This window comes from Conyzicola sp. (assembly GCF_046714715.1).
In the GTDB taxonomy this organism is placed as follows: Bacteria; Actinomycetota; Actinomycetes; order Actinomycetales; family Microbacteriaceae; genus Conyzicola.
Genome location: NZ_JBKKAD010000192.1, coordinates 20,260 through 34,851, shown reverse-complemented (window position 1 = coordinate 34,851; position 14,592 = coordinate 20,260). Strand labels below are relative to the sequence as shown.

Sequence of the window (14,592 nt, the reverse complement as noted above, 5' to 3'; positions counted from 1 at the left end):
GTGCCGTTGGCCATGTCGGCCGCCGTCGTCTTGCCGTCGCGGGCGGTCAGCGTGAGCTGCTCGAGCGCCACGGCCAATTCCCGCAACGACAGCTCGTTGGCGTCCTTGACGTTCGGCACCACGAGGCCGCGCGGCGTGACGGCCGCGATGCCGAGGTTCACGTAGTGGTGCACCGTGATCTCTTCGGGCGTGAAGGTCGCGTTCACCATCGGGTTGCGGCGCACGGCCCAGATGACCGCCTTCGCCGCGATGAGCAGCGGCGAGACGCGGATGCCCGCGAAGTCGGGCGAGTTCTTCAGGCGCTTGACGAACTCCATGGTGCGGGTCGCGTCGATGTCGACGAAGACGCTCACGTGCGGCGCGGTGAACGCGCTCTGCGTCATCGCGGCCGCGATCGCCTTGCGCACGCCCTTCACGGGGATCTTCTCCTCGCGCTCGGGCGACCACTCGGGCGTCTCGATGTTGCGGAAGAGGCTCGCCTGGGTGGCGTTGCGGATGACGTCGTCGCGGGTGATCTCTCCGGCGAGGCCGGTGGCCGTGACGTCGGCGAGGGTCACGCCGAGGTCCTTCGCGAGCTTACGGATCGGCGGCTTCGCGATGATTGCGGATGCCGCGGCGGCGGGCACCGACGCGGGGCGGGCCGAGGGCACGGTAGCGGGTGCGGACGGGGCGGCGGGGACCGCCGCGCCGCGACGCCGACGCGACGACGCTCCGCCCTTCGTGCCGTACCCGACGAGCACGGCGCCGGGCTTCTCGGCCGCCGCGGTCTCGTCCGAGATGCTGCTGGCGGTGTCGGCCACGGAGCCGAGGGCGTCGTCATCGGAAACGGCGGGAGCCGCGGCATCCGAATTGCCTGCTTCAGCACCGCTGGAGGCGCGGATGATCACGGTTCCGACGTCGACGGTCTGCCCGGGCTCGACGAGAAGCTCGGTGACCGTGCCCGCGAAAGGCGACGGCAGCTCGACGAGCGATTTGGCGGTCTCGATCTCGACGAGGATCTGGTTGACCTCCACGGCGTCGCCGGGCTTGACCTTCCACTCGACGATCTCGGCTTCGGTGAGGCCCTCGCCCGCGTCGGGGAGGAGGAATTCGAAAGTGCTCATGAGCCTGGTTTCTTCAGTAAGCCATTGCGCGGTCGACGGCCTCGAGCACGCGGTCGACGTCGGGGAGGAAGATGTCCTCCAGTTTCGCCGGCGGGAACGGGGTGTCGAATCCGGCGACCCGCAGCACGGGCGCCTCGAGCGAGTAGAACGCGCGCTCGGTGATGGTGGCGGCGATCTCGCTGCTGATCGACGCGAAGCTCTGGGCTTCCGCGGCGACCACGAGTCGTCCGGTCTTCTGCACGCTCGCCACGATCGGGTCGTAGTCGATGGGGGAGAGCGAGCGCAGGTCGATGACCTCGACGCTCGTGCCCTCCTCGGCGGCCAGTTCGGCGGCGTTCAGCAGCACGGTGAGCATGGCGCCGTGGCCGACGAGAGTGACCTCGGTGCCCGCGCGCACGACACGGCTGGAGTGCAGCGGCGCCGTGTTCGCGGCGAGGTTCACCTCGCCCTTGGGCCAGTAGCGGCCCTTGGGCTCGAAGAACATGACCGGATCGTTGCTCGCGATCGCCTCCTGGATCATCCAGTAGGCGTCATGCGGCGTGCTCGGGCTGACGACACGCAGTCCGGGAGTGTGGGCGAAGTACGCCTCCGGGCTCTCCTGGTGGTGCTCGACGGCGCCGATGTGTCCGCCGTAGGGCACGCGGATCACGAGCGGCATGGTGACCTGGCCCTCGTGGCGGTTGGTCATCTTGGCCAGCTGCGTCGTGATCTGGTCGAACCCGGGGAAGATGAAGCCGTCGAACTGGATCTCGACGACGGGACGGTAGCCGCCCATCGCGAGGCCGATCGCGGTGCCGATGATTCCCGACTCGGCGAGCGGGGTGTCCATGACCCGGCGCTTGCCGAACTCGGCCAGCAGGCCCTCGGTGATGCGGAAGACGCCGCCGAGCGGACCGATGTCTTCGCCCATGAGCAAGACCTTGGGGTCGTCGTTCATGGCCTTGCGCAGGCCGGCGTTGAGCGCCTTGGCCATCGGCATGGTCTCGACCGATGCGTTGGTCTCTACGGGGCTGGTGGTGGGGTTCGCGATGCTCATCCGTCGTTCTCCAGAGATGCTTCGTACTCGGCGAGCCACCGCTGCTGTGCCTCGATGACGGGATGCGGCTCGGAATAGACGTGGTCGAACATCTTCCCGACCGACGGGATGCCCAGGGCGAGGGTGCGCTTGCGGATGTCCGCGGCCACGTCTTCGGCTTCGGTCGCGACATCCGCGAAGAAGGCGTCGCCCTCGCCGCGCGAACGCAGCCAGGTCTCGAAACGGGCGATCGGGTCGCGCCGCTGCCAGTAGTCGACCTCGCTGTCGAGGCGGTACTTGGTGGGATCGTCGGATGAGGTGTGCGCACCCATGCGGTAGGTGAGCGCCTCGATGAACCTGGGGCCTTCACCGCTGCGCGCGGCGTCGAGGTTGTGCTTGGTCACGGCGAAGCCGGCGAGAACGTCGTTGCCGTCGATCTGAACGCCCGGGATTCCGAACCCGCTCGACCGCAGGTAGAGCGGCGTGCGCGACTGGATCTCGACCGGCACCGAGATGGCCCAGTGGTTGTTCTGCAGGAAGAAGACGACCGGCGCCTGGTAGCTCGCCGCGAAGACGAACGCCTCGCTCACGTCGCCCTGGCTCGAGGCGCCGTCGCCGAAGTAGGCCATGACGGCCCCGTCGGTCTCGGGGTTGCCCGTGGCGGTGGCGCCGTCGAGAGTCATGGCCATCGCGCGGCCCGTGGCGTGCAGCGTGTGCGATCCGAGCACGAGCGTGTACAGGTGGAAATTGGTGTCGGCCGGGTTCCAGCCGCCGTGGGTGGTACCACGCAGCAGGCCCATGATGCCGATGAGGTCGACGCCGCGGATGCGGGCGACCGCGTGCTCCCGGTAGGACGGGAAGATGTGGTCTTGCGGCCGAGACGCGAACGCCGACCCGACCTGCCCCGCCTCCTGGCCGAGGCTCGGCACCCAGAGGCCGAGCTCGCCCTGCCGCTGGAGGTTCGCCGCCTCCTGGTCGAACCGGCGGATCACCACCATCTGGCGGTGGAACTCGCGCAGCTGGTCGTCGCTGAGGGCTTCGATGTAGGGAAGGTACTCAGCCGACGCGTCGCTTTCGACGAGTTCGCCCTCCGGGGAGAGCAGCTGGACCGTCGCGGCGGTGTAAGACATTTGACTAATCTAACGTGGCTTCGCCGGCCACCGTTCGTAGCTTGCGCACAACCTCTTCGGAAGCCTTTAGGAGTTTCTCGACAGATTCGTGTTCGCCGATGCTGATGCGCACCCCGTCGGTTCCGAGCGCGCGCACGACGATCCCGTTGTCGGAGAAGACCTCCGCGGCCCACGGCGTGATGTCGCCCGTGGGCAGCCAGACGAAGTTGCCGTGCGGTTTCGGAACGTCCCAGCCCTGGTCGACGAGCGCAGCCCAGATCGTGTCGCGCAGCACGGAGAGGCCGGCCACCCGCTCGAGCAGCTCGGCCTGGTGCTCGATCGAGACGATCGCCGCGCGCTGTGCCGGCTCGATGACGGAGAGCGGGATTGTGGTGGCGCGGGCGGCGTCGAGAACATACTCGGCGCCGAGCGCGTAGCCGACGCGCAGGCCGGCCAGACCGTAAGCCTTCGAGAACGTGCGCAGCACGACCAGGTTCGGGTAGTGGGCGAGCAGCTCGGGCCCTCGTACCGCCGTGTCATCCGTCACAAACTCGATGTAGGCCTCGTCGAGCAGCACGAGCACCGTCTCGGGAATCTGCGCCATGAAGGCGGTGAACTCGTCGGCCGTGACGACCGATCCGGTCGGGTTGTTGGGGCTGCAGACGATCACGACGCGCGTGCGGTCGGTGACGGCGGCGGCCATGGCGTCGAGGTTGTGGCGGTGGTCGGCGGTGTTCGCGACCTGCACGCTCGTGGCTCCGGCGACCGCGACGAAGCCCGGGTAGGCCTCGAAGCTGCGCCAGGAGTACACGACCTCGTCGCCCGGTCCGGCCGCGGCGGTGATGAGCTGGCTGAGGATCGACGCCGAGCCCGCCCCGACGTGCACGTTCTCGGGGGACAGCGCGTAGTGGTCGGCGAGCGCGGTGCGCAGAGCGATGGCCGAGCCGTCGGGGTAGCGGTTGACGCTGGATGCCGCGATCGCCTCGAGCACCGCGGGGATCGGCTCGAACGGGTTCTCGTTCGACGAGAGCTTGAAGGCGTCTTCGGCAGCGGCCTTGCCCTGGCGGTAGGGCTGCATGCCCTCGATCTCGGGGCGGAGTCGTACTCTGGGTGCGTTCACGAGCACTAAGCCTAATTGCGACCGCGCGAGCCGCCAGTGCATAGTGGTCACCATGCAACGCTTCCTGGTCCGACTGATCATCAACGCCATCGCGCTCTGGCTCACCACCCTCATCGTGAGCGGCATCAGCGTCAACGCTTTCCCACCCGGCGACACCCTCGAGACGGTGCTGACCTACCTCATCGTCGCCCTCGTCTTCGGTGTCGTGAACGCCGTGATCGGCAACACCATACGCATCGTCGCCTTCCCGCTGTACGTGCTCACCCTCGGCCTGCTCGCGCTGATCGTGAACGCCCTGCTGCTGCTCATCGTGCAGTGGATCTCGTCTCTGCTGGGCTTCGGCCTCGTCGTGGAGAGCTTCTGGTGGGGTGTTCTGGGCGCCCTCGTGCTCGGCTTCATCGGCTGGGCGCTCGGTGTCTTCCTGCGTCCGCTGATGGGTTCCGACCGGGGCCGTCGCTAGCCCCCTCACCTCTTCACCCGCTCGGCCACGTAGGTGGTCGACGTGACGGTCGTCGCGCCGCGGCCGAAGTCGTCGAGTTCGGCGATCGCGGCGGCGAGCGGCGCACTGCGGGCGTCGTCGGCGAGTTCGGCCGTTCTGCGGTACTCGTCGCGGTCGTGAGACGGCACCGCGACGCCCGCCGGGGTGTCGCGGCCGGCGAAGGCCTCACGCTGCACGAGCACGGGATCGTCGTCGACCCGGTTGCCGCCGAGCGCCGGCACGATGTCGTCGGTGTGCTCGAGCAACACGGCCGGATAGTCGTTGCCGAACGAGACCTGGGCGGTGGGTGCCCCGACGGTCACGACTCCCTTCGTGTTGTAGTCGCCCGAGGCCGCCAGCGTCGCGGCCACCAGGCCGCCCTGCGAGAAACCGGTGAACTGCACGGGGGAGTCGGCCGTCACCCCCGCCTGCCGCATCGCGTCGTGCACGGCGCGCACCGAGCCGGCGGGCAGCTCGGTCATGCCGACCACGCTGCTCGTGAGGTCGAACGCCTCCCGGCCCGTGCGCGGCGAGAAGTCGGCGGTGCCGGTGACGTAGACGGCGAACCGGTCGGGACGGCCCGGCATCTCGTACCGCTCGATGCGGATGTGCTGGCCCCGGGGGCCGTCCACCGTGTCGACGCGCTGCGGAATGCGGTCGAGGCGCTCCGCAAGACCCTGTGGGGCCCGGATGTCGCGCCGCCCCGCCACCCGCGTCGCCACCGCAGTCTCGGCGAGCAGGCCGAACGGCGCACCGATGACCGTGAAGAAACCGGCCGACGTGTCGAGCCCGGCGACCCCGGATCCCTCGTCGCCGAGCGCCTGCACGACGCCCCTCGGCAGCCCCAGGGCGCCGCCGATGACGTCGTCGACGCTCATCACGCCGGCCCGCACGAGCGCCACGGTCACCGGGTTGGTGAGCAGCCGATTGTTGTCGGCGAGCCAGGTGCCGAGGGTTCCCGGCAGGGCGGCGACGCCTTTCGGGGCGACGAGCGCCGCGACCAGCAGGCCGCCGAGCACCGCCGGCAACGCGGGGACGACGAGCGCCGCGGCGAGCGGCAGCAGCCGGCCGATCGAGTAGCCGAGGCCAGCCGCCAGCTGCTGGGCCAGCCGCGCGGCCGCATCGTCTGCCAGGCCGTACCCGTGCGCCGAGGCGCGCAACACGAAGGCGATCGCGGATGCTCGCTGGCCCGAAGCCGCCACGAGCTCGAGGGCGTGGGCGATCTCCCGCTCCGCGTCGAGGGCGCTCAGCGGCGCGTCTGCCCGGCGCAGCAGGCGTGCGCCCAGCGCGCTCTCGGCGGCGGCGAGCGCGCCCGCCGCCCGGCGCAGTTCGTCGTGCACCCTCTCGAGCGCCTGGGCGTCGGCGAACAACGCGTCGCTCGCCACCGCCACCGAGCCGCCGCCCGACACGATGAGCGCGTCGGAGGGCCGCTCCCGACCGGAATGTCCCGCGCCGTCAGGCACGGGATGCCATCGTCGCCAGGGCCCGCGCGGTGTGACGCTTCGCCGAGCGCACGGCGTCGATCGCCCGCTCGAGCTGCTCGGCGAGCTGACGCACGCTCGAGCCGTAGGCCGCCTGCGCCGGCCCGCGCCACCGGTCGCTCGGCGCACCAGCCGGCACGCCCGCGCGCGCCCGTTCGAGCTGGGCGTGCACCCGGGCGAGGGCGGCGAGCTGGGTCGAGAGGGCGTGGCGCGCCTCGAGCTGCACGGGGTCGATGAGCGACGCGGAATCGAGGATCACGCGACAATACTCGGCCGGCGGGAAGCCCGTCCGGCGCGGGAGAGGAGGGTCCGTGGCATCCGCCCCTCTTTTGCGCGCTGTGGGGGAGGGGAATCTACGCGACAATGGGCGCATGAGTTTCGAGCGCATCTTCGACGAGTCCGCGCTCTTCAGGCTCTGTTTCGTGTGCACCGGCAACATCTGCCGCTCGCCCATGGCCGAGGTCGTCTTCACCGACCTGATCAAACGGTCGGGACTCGAGGGCCGCATCGCCGTGATGTCGGCAGGCACGGGCGACTGGCACGTGGGGGAGCGCTCCGACGACCGCACCCTGGGCGCGCTGGCCGGCCGCGGCTACGACGGCGCGCAGCACCGCGCCAAGCAGTTCAACCCCGACTGGTTCGCCGAACTCGACCTCGTCGTCGTCTTCGACCACAGCCAGGAACGCATCCTCAAGGCGTGGGCCTCGAACGACCACGACCGCTCGAAGGTGCAGCTGCTGCTCTCCTTCGACAAAGACCAGTCGAGCCAGCTCGACGTGCCCGACCCGTACTACTCCGACGCGGCGTTCTTCGACCAGGTTCTCGCCTCGATCGAACACGCCAGTTCGGCGCTTTTCCACCAGATCAAACCAGGAATTCAGGGTGTCAAATGAGTCCACTGCCAGAACAACCCCTCAGCCCGCTCGACGGCCGCTACAAGGCCTCCGTCACGGGTCTCGGTGAGTTCCTCTCCGAAGCCGGCCTGAACCGGGCGCGCGTGCACGTCGAGGTCGAGTGGCTGCTCTACCTCACCGACCACGAGCTGTTCGGCTCGCGACGCCTCACCCTCGAGGAGGCCCGTTCGCTGCGCGCCCTGGCCGCCGACTTCGGCCAGCCCGAGATCGACGAGCTCGCCACCCTCGAGGCCACCACGCGCCACGACGTGAAGGCCGTCGAGTACCTCGTCCGCCACAAACTCGCCGACCTCGGCCTGAACGAGGTCGCCGAGCTCACCCACTTCGCCTGCACGAGCGAAGACATCAACAACCTCTCGTACGCGCTCACGATCGGCTCGGCCGTTCGCGAGGTCTGGCTGCCGCGCTTCGCCGCGATCATCGAGAAGCTGCGCGAACTGTCGGTCGAGCACCGCGACGTGCCGATGCTCGCCCACACGCACGGCCAACCCGCCACCCCGACGACGGTCGGCAAGGAGTTTGCCGTCTTCGTCTACCGGCTCGAGCGCATCCTCGCCCAGATCGAGGCGACCGAGTACCTCGGCAAGTTCAGCGGCGCCACCGGAACGTTCGCGGCCCACGTCGCGGCCGACGCCGGCCAGGACTGGCCCGCCATCTCGCGCGAGTTCGTCACCGGGCTCGGCCTCGACTGGAACCCGCTCACCACCCAGATCGAGTCGCACGACTGGCAGGCCGAGCTCTACCAGCGCATGAGCCACGCCAACCGGGTGCTGCACAACCTGTGCACCGACATATGGACCTACATCTCGATGGGCTACTTCACCCAGATCCCCCAGGCCGGCGCGACCGGATCGTCGACGATGCCCCACAAGATCAACCCGATCCGCTTCGAGAACGCCGAGGCCAACCTCGAGCTCTCGAGCGCCCTGCTCGAGTCGTTGTCGCAGACGCTGGTCACCTCGCGCCTGCAGCGCGACCTCACCGACTCCACGACGCAGCGCAACGTGGGCGTCGCCATCGGCCATTCGATGCTCGCGATGGACAACCTCGGCCGGGGCCTCGGCGAGTTCAGCATCGACACCGAGACGCTGGCCGCCGACCTCGACGGCAACTGGGAGATCCTCGGCGAGGCCATCCAGACCGTCATCCGCGCCGAGATCACGGCCGGGCGCAGCTCGATCGTCGACCCCTACGCGATGCTCAAAGAGCTCACCCGGGGCCGACGCATCGGCCAGACCGAGCTGGTGGAGTTCATCGACGCCCTCGACATCGGCCAGGACGCCAAAGACCGCCTGCGCACCCTCACACCCGCGGGCTACGCCGGCCTCGCGAGCGCCCTCGTCGGCTTCATAGAGAAGTAACCCCTCTCGCAACTCAGGCAGAAAAAGATCCGCGGATGCCGCGGGGCCGGTTTTCGGGGGATCCCCGGGGACGCGCCCCGCGGCATCCGCGTTTCTGCCTGAGTTGCGAGACGGTGGGTTCGTGATTCAGGACGGACGGCCCGTCGCAACGCGCCACGCCACGCCACGCGCGAGTTTCCGGGGGACCTCCACCGCGCCCAACACGTTCGTCCTGAATGCCGAACGTGGCGGTCAGCCGGATTGCGTAACTCAGGCAGAATCACGGGCGCCGGCCTGCCGGCCCGCGTGAAACCGGGCCCCGTGGCATCCGCCCGGCCCGTTCTGCCTGAGTTGCGAGACCGTGAGGGGGGCTAGTGGCCCTCGGGGTGGTTCTGTTCGTCGAGGTCGATCAGCTCGTCGCCGTCGGGGCGCACCGCGAGCACGAGCATCGCGAGCACGACCAGCACCACGACGAACGCGATGCCCAAGAAGATGAGCGAGAGCACGATGTCGCGCGTCGACATCAGCGTGATCAGTCCCGTGAACACGGCCATGACGCCCGACAAGACGAGGAGCTCGACCGGCTTGGTGCGATCTTTTCTGCTGGGCTTTACCACTTTAACTGCCGCTTTCCGCGGCTGTGGCCGCCACCGCCCGGGGAGCCCACTTGAGGCTCAGCCCGGCTATAACAAGGTAGACGCCGAGGATGGCGGCATAGGCGCCGAGCACCCCGACGAGGATGATGGAGGCCGTGAGGGCGCGTTCGACGCCGTCGGGGCCGGTGAAGGGCTGGGTGTAGTCCGCCGGAACGACGAGCACAACGATCGCGAGAAGCACCGTGAGGGCGCCGGCGAACAGCCAGTCGCGCGCCGAGTCGCTGCGACCGCGCGCGCGCAGGCCGCTGTACAGCTCGAGGAAACCGGTGAGCACGGCGAAAGCGCCGACCAGGAAGATGAGGAACGGCAGCCCGGCCGAGCCGGAAAACAGCGCGATGGCACCGAGAACGACGCCGAGGATGCCCTGCACCACGAAGCACCACCGCGCCACACCGGGGTGGAGGGTGCGAAGTGCGCCCAGCAGCACGGCGATGCCGCCGGCTAGGGCCAGCACGCCGAACATGGCGAAGCCGAGACGCGCCGAGTGATCCTGGCTGAACGTAATGACGACGGCTGCGACAAGCGCCGGAAGCGCACGCAGCAGCACCCACGGCCAGTAGCGGCCGGGCTGGACGTACTTGTCGTCGTACTTGTCGATGTGCTTGTCGTCAGGGGAAGACACGGGAGCGACCTCTTTCCGACTGGCTCATAGCCAACTTTACGCCACGGGGCGGCGGCGTATCTGTGTGCCGCCGGCGGTGTGCCCCCGGTCAGGTGAATAGCCGCGTCAGACGGCGCGCCCTCAACAAGTAGGCCAATCCGTTAGCTGTCGCTTCGAACCTGCGGCTCGCTTCCTAAGAGCCAACGATCCACGGATATCTGCAGGAGGACTCGTTCTCCGTCGGTGGCCTCATCGGCGACATCCCAGCCACGGTATTTCCGTGCAAAAAGAGAGAGGACATCGGGGAAAGTTGCGAGATCTCGATGAATCCGTGCTCGCCCCTGCGCCACCTGTGGGGTGAAGCCCGAGCCGTCGATCGCGACAGAAACGCGCGAATCCGCGGCCAGATTACGCACTTTGACGTTGGTCGCGGCAGAACCTATCCAAATAGCGTGGCGGTGAACCACAAACCAGACCGGGGTCGTGTGCGGTGAGCCATCGGACCGCAGGGTAGTCAGCCACGCACACTCTTGGTCAGAAGTATCAGCCACGGTTCAATTATCGGAGGCAGCGCCAAGTATTCCTCAGCGAGCATTCCGGCGTCGGGCACTGACCGTCGCTTGAGGGCGTTGGTCTGCGGTTCTCCGCACGTGCGATTCGAGAACGTCGAAGCCCGCGTGACCTAGTTCGGCGCTGATCGCGTCAACGGACCAGCGGAATGCCGGCGCCACGGCGTGAGCGAATTTATCGACCGCCGAGCCCTCGAAGAAGCCGATGAGCAGTGTGCCTCCGGGCTTGAGCACGCGGTTGAACTCGCGCAAAGGAGCTTGGATCTCACCGGGCTGGTGGTGGATCAGCGAGAACCACGCCAGAATCCCGCCGACCGAACCAGCATCCGCTTCGAGGCAATCAAGGTTTCCCAAGGCGAAGTCGACAGCGGGAAAGGTGCTCGTGGCGTGAGCAATGAACTCGGGTACCTGGTCGATACCTCGAACGGTCAGGCCCTGCGTGGCCAGAAAGTTCGTCCAGTGTCCCGGGCCGCACCCCGCATCGATGAGGTGGCCTTCGACGTCACTCGCCCACGTGGACACGATCTGCAGATCCGACGGGTGAACCGAATGCATCGAACCCAAGAGGTCGATGTACTCCACCGCCCTGCGGGAGTATGCGGCGCGACTTGCTTCGTTGGCCATGCCGTCGAGTCTAGGCAGACCGAAACGAGGAGCGGGGAGAACCGTCGCTGCACTTCGGGTGGGTCAGGCCCCCGGCGGCAGGTCGACGAAGCGGGAGAAGTGACCGTGGAAGCCCACGGTGAGGGTGTCTGTCGGTCCGTTGCGGTGCTTGGCGATGATGAGGTCGGCCTCACCGGCACGCGCGCTGTCTTTCTCGTAGGCGCTCTCGCGGTGCAGCAGGATCACCATGTCGGCGTCTTGCTCGAGCGAACCCGATTCGCGGAGGTCGGACAGGGCGGGCTTCTTGTCTGCGCGCTGCTCGGGCCCACGGTTCAGTTGGCTGATCGCGATGACGGGCACGCCGATCTCTTTCGCGAGCAGCTTGAGCGCACGCGAGAACTCCGAGACCTCTTGCTGGCGCGACTCGACCTTCTTGCCGCTGGTCATGAGCTGCAGGTAGTCGATGATGACCATTTTCAGCCCGACGCGCTGCTTGAGCCTGCGGCACTTGGCGCGGATCTCGACGAGCGTCATGTTGGGGGAGTCGTCGATGTAGAGCGGTGCGTCGTTGATGCGCCCGCGGGTCTGGGCGATCGTGGTCCAGTCTTGCGAGTGCACGGTTCCCTTGCGCATGGACTGCAGGGGAACGGATGCCTCGGCCGAGAGCAGACGCATCGCGATTTCGCTGCGACCCATTTCGAGCGAGAACACTACGACGGGTTGGTCGTGATGAATGGCAGCCGCACGAGCGAAGTCGAGCGCGAGCGTGGACTTACCGATGGCGGGTCGGGCGGCGAGGATGATCAGCTGGCCCGGGTGGAGACCGTTGGTGAGCGCGTCGAGCTGGGCGAACCCCGTGGGCACGCCGATCATCTGGCCGTCGCGGCCCTTTGCGGCCTCGATCTCGTCGACGGCCGCGGTGACCGCGTCGGAGAGGGGCACGTAGTCTTCGCTCTCGACGCCGCCGTTGACCGCGTAGATCTCGGCCTGAGCGTTGTTGACAAGGTCGACGACCTCGCCCTCGCTGGCGTAACCCATCTGCACGATGCGGGTTCCGGCCTCGACGAGGCGACGCAGAACGGCCTTCTCGGTAACGATGAGCGAGTAGAAACCGGCGTTGGCCGCGGTGGGCACCAGGCCGGTGAGCGTGTGCAGGTACTCGGCGCCGCCGGCCCGCTGCAGTTCGCCCGTCTTTGTCAGCTCGTCGGTGACGGCGATCACGTCGGTGGGTTCGCCGTGCGAGTAGAGCGAGAGGATCGCGTCGAAGATGATCTCGTGCTTCGGAATGTAGAAGTCGACACCACGAACGACCTCGACGACGTCGGCTACGGCGTCTTTGCTGAGCAGCATGCCGCCGATGGCACTCTGCTCGGCCAGCAGGTCGTGCGGGGGAACCCTGTCGCGGTCGCCGCCGCGGGTATCGCCCCGGCCGGTATCGCCGGCTAGCCCGAGGTGTGCAATGGACACGTGTGAACTCCCAATCGTGGTGGTGCTTCTAGTTCTAGCGGTGGCTTCCGACAATCGCGCGACCAGCCCGGCGCGTTCCCTTTTCCCACCCGGTCCCCCCTGGCCCGGAACGAGTTTTCCACTCGGCCCCTCACGATATGGACGTGGCGAGGACCCCGCAAAACACCCCTGTGGACAAGCCTGTGGAATTGAGGCGGGAAACGCCGGAAGTTATGTGGGGAAGCTGTGGAAAGAACTGTTAGTAAGTAATCAGTTTTGGGAGATAAAGCAGCCTTCATCAGGCCTTTTACTTTTCACATGGTGTGTGTAGAAACATGTTTACAGTAGACATTGAAGGTTGTGTTAAATTCTCTCGCCCTGTGTACAAAGCTCTTGACTTTGCACGCAAAAAAGGTGGTTATCGCTGGCCTTCCGGCCGCGATAACCACCCTTTGTGATGAAGCTACTTTGCGCTGACCACGTTCAACGTGATGGTTGCGACGAGGTCGTCACGAAGGCGAACAGTCGCCTCGTGGGTACCCGTCACCTTGATCGGAGCCGAGAGCTCGATCTTGCGCTTGTCGACGCCGCCGAGGCCGGCAGCGGCCACAGCGTCGGCGATGTCAGACGTCTTGACGGAACCGAACAGACGGCCACCGTCTCCGGTCTTGACGGTGAGGGTGACGGTCGTGGCCTGAAGGCGAGCCTTCAGGTCGAGCGCCTCTTCGAGGGTCGCGTGCTCGCGCGCTGCGCGGGCTGCCTTGATCGAATCGATCTGCTTCTCTCCACCACGGGTCCACGCCACGGCGAAGCCCTGGGGGATGAGGTAGTTGCGAGCGAAACCGTTCTTGACGTCTACGACGTCTCCGGGGGCACCGAGGCCGGTGACCTCGTGCGTGAGGATCAACTTGGACATATCAATGCTCCTTAACGGCCTGAGCCGGCGTAGGGAAGCAGTGCCATCTCGCGTGCGTTCTTGACGGCACGGGCGATGAGACGCTGCTCCTGGACGGAGACACCGGTGATGCGACGAGCGCGGATCTTTCCGCGATCGGAAATGAACTTACGAAGGGTTGCGACATCCTTGTAGTCGATGACGCCAACGCGGATCGACTTGGCAGGAGCGGCGTTCTTGCCGTCCTTGCCCTTGCGGATTGGCTTGCGGCGGTCGCCGCTGCTCTTTCCAGCCATGGGGTTTTCTTCTTTCCTAAAAAGTAGTGAGCGCCTAGAAGGGCGTTTCGTCTGTGTAGTTGCCCGGCGTGTTCCACACGTCGCCGGCTGCCTCGGCTGCGGGCGCGCTAGCGGCCCACGGCTCTTCGGCTACCTGGCTCTGCTGTGATCCACCACGTGCTCCTCCGCCACCTTCGCGGGATGAAGCTGCACGGGTCACCTGGGCGGTGGCGTAACGAAGCGACGGGCCGATTTCATCGACCTCGAGCTCGATGCTCGTGCGCTTCTCGCCTTCCTTGGTTTCATACGAACGCTGCTTCAGGCGACCGGTAGCGACGACGCGCGAGCCCTTGGTGAGGGATCCGGCGACGTGCTCGGCGAACTCACGCCATACGCTTGCGCGCAGGAAGAGAGCGTCTCCGTCTTTCCAGTCGTTGGCCGCGCGATCGAAATTGCGCGGCGTCGAAGCGATCGTGAAGTTGGCAACCGCGAGTCCGTTCTGCGTGTACCGCAGTTCGGGGTCTCCGGTGAGGTTGCCGACAACCGTGATTATGGTTTCGCCGGCCATGATTACTCGGCGGTGGCGGTAGCGTCGGGCTTGGCCTCGGGGGCCTTCGACGGGGCGGCTGCCTTGCGGGCGGCCTTCTCGTCGGATGCCTTCTTGGCGGCGGCGACCTGGGCGAAGCCCTCTTCGGCACGCAGCACCTTGGTGCGCATGACTGCTTCGCTGAGCGAAAGCTGGCGGTCGAGCTCGGTCGTCGCTGCGGGGGATGCAGTGAAGTTGACGACGGCGTAGATGCCTTCGGCCTTCTTGTTGATCTCGTACGCGAGACGACGACGGCCCCAAACATCTACCTTGTCGATAGATCCACCATCGTTGCGGATGACGTTGAGGAACTTATCGAGACTGGGAGCTACGGTGCGCTCGTCGATCTCTGGATCGAGGATGACCATGAGTTCGTACTGATTCGTCACTAACCCACCTCC

At 67.1% G+C, this 14,592-nt stretch carries 18 protein-coding genes; 3 read left to right on the top strand and 15 right to left on the bottom strand.

The genetic code is table 11. The features are described from left to right. From ACLQ6X_RS15525 to ACLQ6X_RS15510, 4 genes are all read right to left on the bottom strand, one after another. Window positions 1-1,103: dihydrolipoamide acetyltransferase family protein (locus ACLQ6X_RS15525; protein ID WP_411701057.1), on the bottom strand; the 1,103-nt coding region annotated here is incomplete at its 3' end. A gap of 13 nt (window positions 1,104-1,116) precedes the next feature. Next, entirely contained in the window at window positions 1,117-2,139 is a 1,023-nt protein-coding gene (locus ACLQ6X_RS15520) for an alpha-ketoacid dehydrogenase subunit beta (RefSeq protein WP_411701056.1), read from the bottom strand. Then, complete coding sequence (locus tag ACLQ6X_RS15515) at window positions 2,136-3,248, bottom strand: thiamine pyrophosphate-dependent dehydrogenase E1 component subunit alpha (RefSeq protein WP_411701055.1); 1,113 nt, start codon at window positions 3,246-3,248, stop codon at window positions 2,136-2,138. Before ACLQ6X_RS15515 ends, ACLQ6X_RS15520 begins: the two co-directional genes overlap by 4 nt. Window positions 3,249-3,252: 4 nt before the next feature. Further along, window positions 3,253-4,389, bottom strand: a complete 1,137-nt coding sequence (locus ACLQ6X_RS15510) for a histidinol-phosphate transaminase (RefSeq protein ID WP_411701059.1) — start codon at window positions 4,387-4,389, stop codon at window positions 3,253-3,255. Between the two features lie 10 nt (window positions 4,390-4,399). On the opposite strand from ACLQ6X_RS15510, the gene ACLQ6X_RS15505 reads away from it, so the two are divergent. Then, window positions 4,400-4,807, top strand: a complete 408-nt coding sequence (locus tag ACLQ6X_RS15505) for a phage holin family protein (RefSeq protein WP_411701054.1) — start codon at window positions 4,400-4,402, stop codon at window positions 4,805-4,807. Window positions 4,808-4,812: 5 nt separating this feature from the next. Here the strand turns inward: ACLQ6X_RS15505 and ACLQ6X_RS15500 are convergent, their stop codons facing one another. Then, entirely contained in the window at window positions 4,813-6,288 is a 1,476-nt protein-coding gene (locus ACLQ6X_RS15500) for a hypothetical protein (protein WP_411701053.1), read from the bottom strand. Beyond that, window positions 6,281-6,565 carry a hypothetical protein gene (locus ACLQ6X_RS15495; protein ID WP_411701052.1) on the bottom strand — a complete coding sequence of 95 codons (285 nt, stop codon included), beginning with the start codon at window positions 6,563-6,565 and terminating at the stop codon, window positions 6,281-6,283. The genes ACLQ6X_RS15500 and ACLQ6X_RS15495 overlap by 8 nt, the downstream gene beginning before the upstream one ends. Before the next feature lie 112 nt (window positions 6,566-6,677). Between ACLQ6X_RS15495 and ACLQ6X_RS15490 the strand changes: the two genes are divergently transcribed. Then, window positions 6,678-7,199 carry a low molecular weight protein-tyrosine-phosphatase gene (locus tag ACLQ6X_RS15490; RefSeq protein WP_411701051.1) on the top strand — a complete coding sequence of 174 codons (522 nt, stop codon included), beginning with the start codon at window positions 6,678-6,680 and terminating at the stop codon, window positions 7,197-7,199. After that, the gene (gene purB / locus ACLQ6X_RS15485) at window positions 7,196-8,581 is read left to right on the top strand and encodes an adenylosuccinate lyase (RefSeq protein WP_411701050.1); all 1,386 of its coding nucleotides are present in this window, start codon (window positions 7,196-7,198) and stop codon (window positions 8,579-8,581) included. Before ACLQ6X_RS15490 ends, purB begins: the two co-directional genes overlap by 4 nt. 350 nt (window positions 8,582-8,931) lie before the next feature. Here the strand turns inward: purB and ACLQ6X_RS15480 are convergent, their stop codons facing one another. The 9 genes from ACLQ6X_RS15480 to rpsF all read right to left on the bottom strand — a co-directional run bounded on the left by ACLQ6X_RS15480 (window position 8,932) and on the right by rpsF (window position 14,580). Continuing rightward, a complete protein-coding gene (locus ACLQ6X_RS15480) occupies window positions 8,932-9,177 on the bottom strand; it encodes a hypothetical protein (protein ID WP_411701049.1) in 246 nt (81 codons plus the stop codon). 1 nt (window position 9,178) lies between these two features. Further along, window positions 9,179-9,838 carry an HdeD family acid-resistance protein gene (locus ACLQ6X_RS15475; RefSeq protein WP_411701048.1) on the bottom strand — a complete coding sequence of 220 codons (660 nt, stop codon included), beginning with the start codon at window positions 9,836-9,838 and terminating at the stop codon, window positions 9,179-9,181. A 140-nt stretch (window positions 9,839-9,978) separates the two neighbouring features. After that, a complete protein-coding gene (locus ACLQ6X_RS15470; RefSeq protein WP_411701047.1) occupies window positions 9,979-10,368 on the bottom strand; it encodes a pyridoxamine 5'-phosphate oxidase family protein in 390 nt (129 codons plus the stop codon). 33 nt (window positions 10,369-10,401) lie between these two features. After that, window positions 10,402-11,010 carry a class I SAM-dependent methyltransferase gene (locus ACLQ6X_RS15465; RefSeq protein ID WP_411701046.1) on the bottom strand — a complete coding sequence of 203 codons (609 nt, stop codon included), beginning with the start codon at window positions 11,008-11,010 and terminating at the stop codon, window positions 10,402-10,404. Between the two features lie 63 nt (window positions 11,011-11,073). Continuing rightward, on the bottom strand, window positions 11,074-12,456 hold the full coding sequence (gene dnaB, locus ACLQ6X_RS15460; RefSeq protein WP_411701045.1) for a replicative DNA helicase: 1,383 nt from the start codon (window positions 12,454-12,456) through the stop codon (window positions 11,074-11,076). A 442-nt stretch (window positions 12,457-12,898) separates the two neighbouring features. Next, a complete protein-coding gene (gene rplI, locus ACLQ6X_RS15455; RefSeq protein ID WP_411701044.1) occupies window positions 12,899-13,351 on the bottom strand; it encodes a 50S ribosomal protein L9 in 453 nt (150 codons plus the stop codon). 11 nt (window positions 13,352-13,362) lie between these two features. Next, window positions 13,363-13,626, bottom strand: a complete 264-nt coding sequence (rpsR, locus tag ACLQ6X_RS15450; protein WP_184239658.1) for a 30S ribosomal protein S18 — start codon at window positions 13,624-13,626, stop codon at window positions 13,363-13,365. 34 nt (window positions 13,627-13,660) lie between these two features. Continuing rightward, window positions 13,661-14,173 (bottom strand): single-stranded DNA-binding protein, encoded by a 513-nt coding sequence (locus ACLQ6X_RS15445; RefSeq protein ID WP_411701043.1) that lies wholly within the window; start codon window positions 14,171-14,173, stop codon window positions 13,661-13,663. Window positions 14,174-14,175: 2 nt separating this feature from the next. Next, a complete protein-coding gene (rpsF, locus tag ACLQ6X_RS15440) occupies window positions 14,176-14,580 on the bottom strand; it encodes a 30S ribosomal protein S6 (RefSeq protein ID WP_411701042.1) in 405 nt (134 codons plus the stop codon). Window positions 14,581-14,592: the final 12 nt, after the last annotated feature.

What these genes read in the sequence shown, in the direction of transcription:
- ACLQ6X_RS15510 (WP_411701059.1), bottom strand. Translation starts at nt 4,389, where the DNA reads ATGCACTGGCGGCTCGCGCGGTCGCAATTAGGCTTAGTGCTCGTGAAC.
- ACLQ6X_RS15465 (WP_411701046.1), bottom strand. Translation starts at nt 11,010, where the DNA reads ATGGCCAACGAAGCAAGTCGCGCCGCATACTCCCGCAGGGCGGTGGAG.
- ACLQ6X_RS15490 (WP_411701051.1), top strand. Translation starts at nt 6,678, where the DNA reads ATGAGTTTCGAGCGCATCTTCGACGAGTCCGCGCTCTTCAGGCTCTGT.
- rplI (WP_411701044.1), bottom strand. Translation starts at nt 13,351, where the DNA reads ATGTCCAAGTTGATCCTCACGCACGAGGTCACCGGCCTCGGTGCCCCC.
- rpsR (WP_184239658.1), bottom strand. Translation starts at nt 13,626, where the DNA reads ATGGCTGGAAAGAGCAGCGGCGACCGCCGCAAGCCAATCCGCAAGGGC.
- ACLQ6X_RS15445 (WP_411701043.1), bottom strand. Translation starts at nt 14,173, where the DNA reads ATGGCCGGCGAAACCATAATCACGGTTGTCGGCAACCTCACCGGAGAC.
- ACLQ6X_RS15515 (WP_411701055.1), bottom strand. Translation starts at nt 3,248, where the DNA reads ATGTCTTACACCGCCGCGACGGTCCAGCTGCTCTCCCCGGAGGGCGAA.
- ACLQ6X_RS15505 (WP_411701054.1), top strand. Translation starts at nt 4,400, where the DNA reads ATGCAACGCTTCCTGGTCCGACTGATCATCAACGCCATCGCGCTCTGG.
- ACLQ6X_RS15520 (WP_411701056.1), bottom strand. Translation starts at nt 2,139, where the DNA reads ATGAGCATCGCGAACCCCACCACCAGCCCCGTAGAGACCAACGCATCG.
- purB (WP_411701050.1), top strand. Translation starts at nt 7,196, where the DNA reads ATGAGTCCACTGCCAGAACAACCCCTCAGCCCGCTCGACGGCCGCTAC.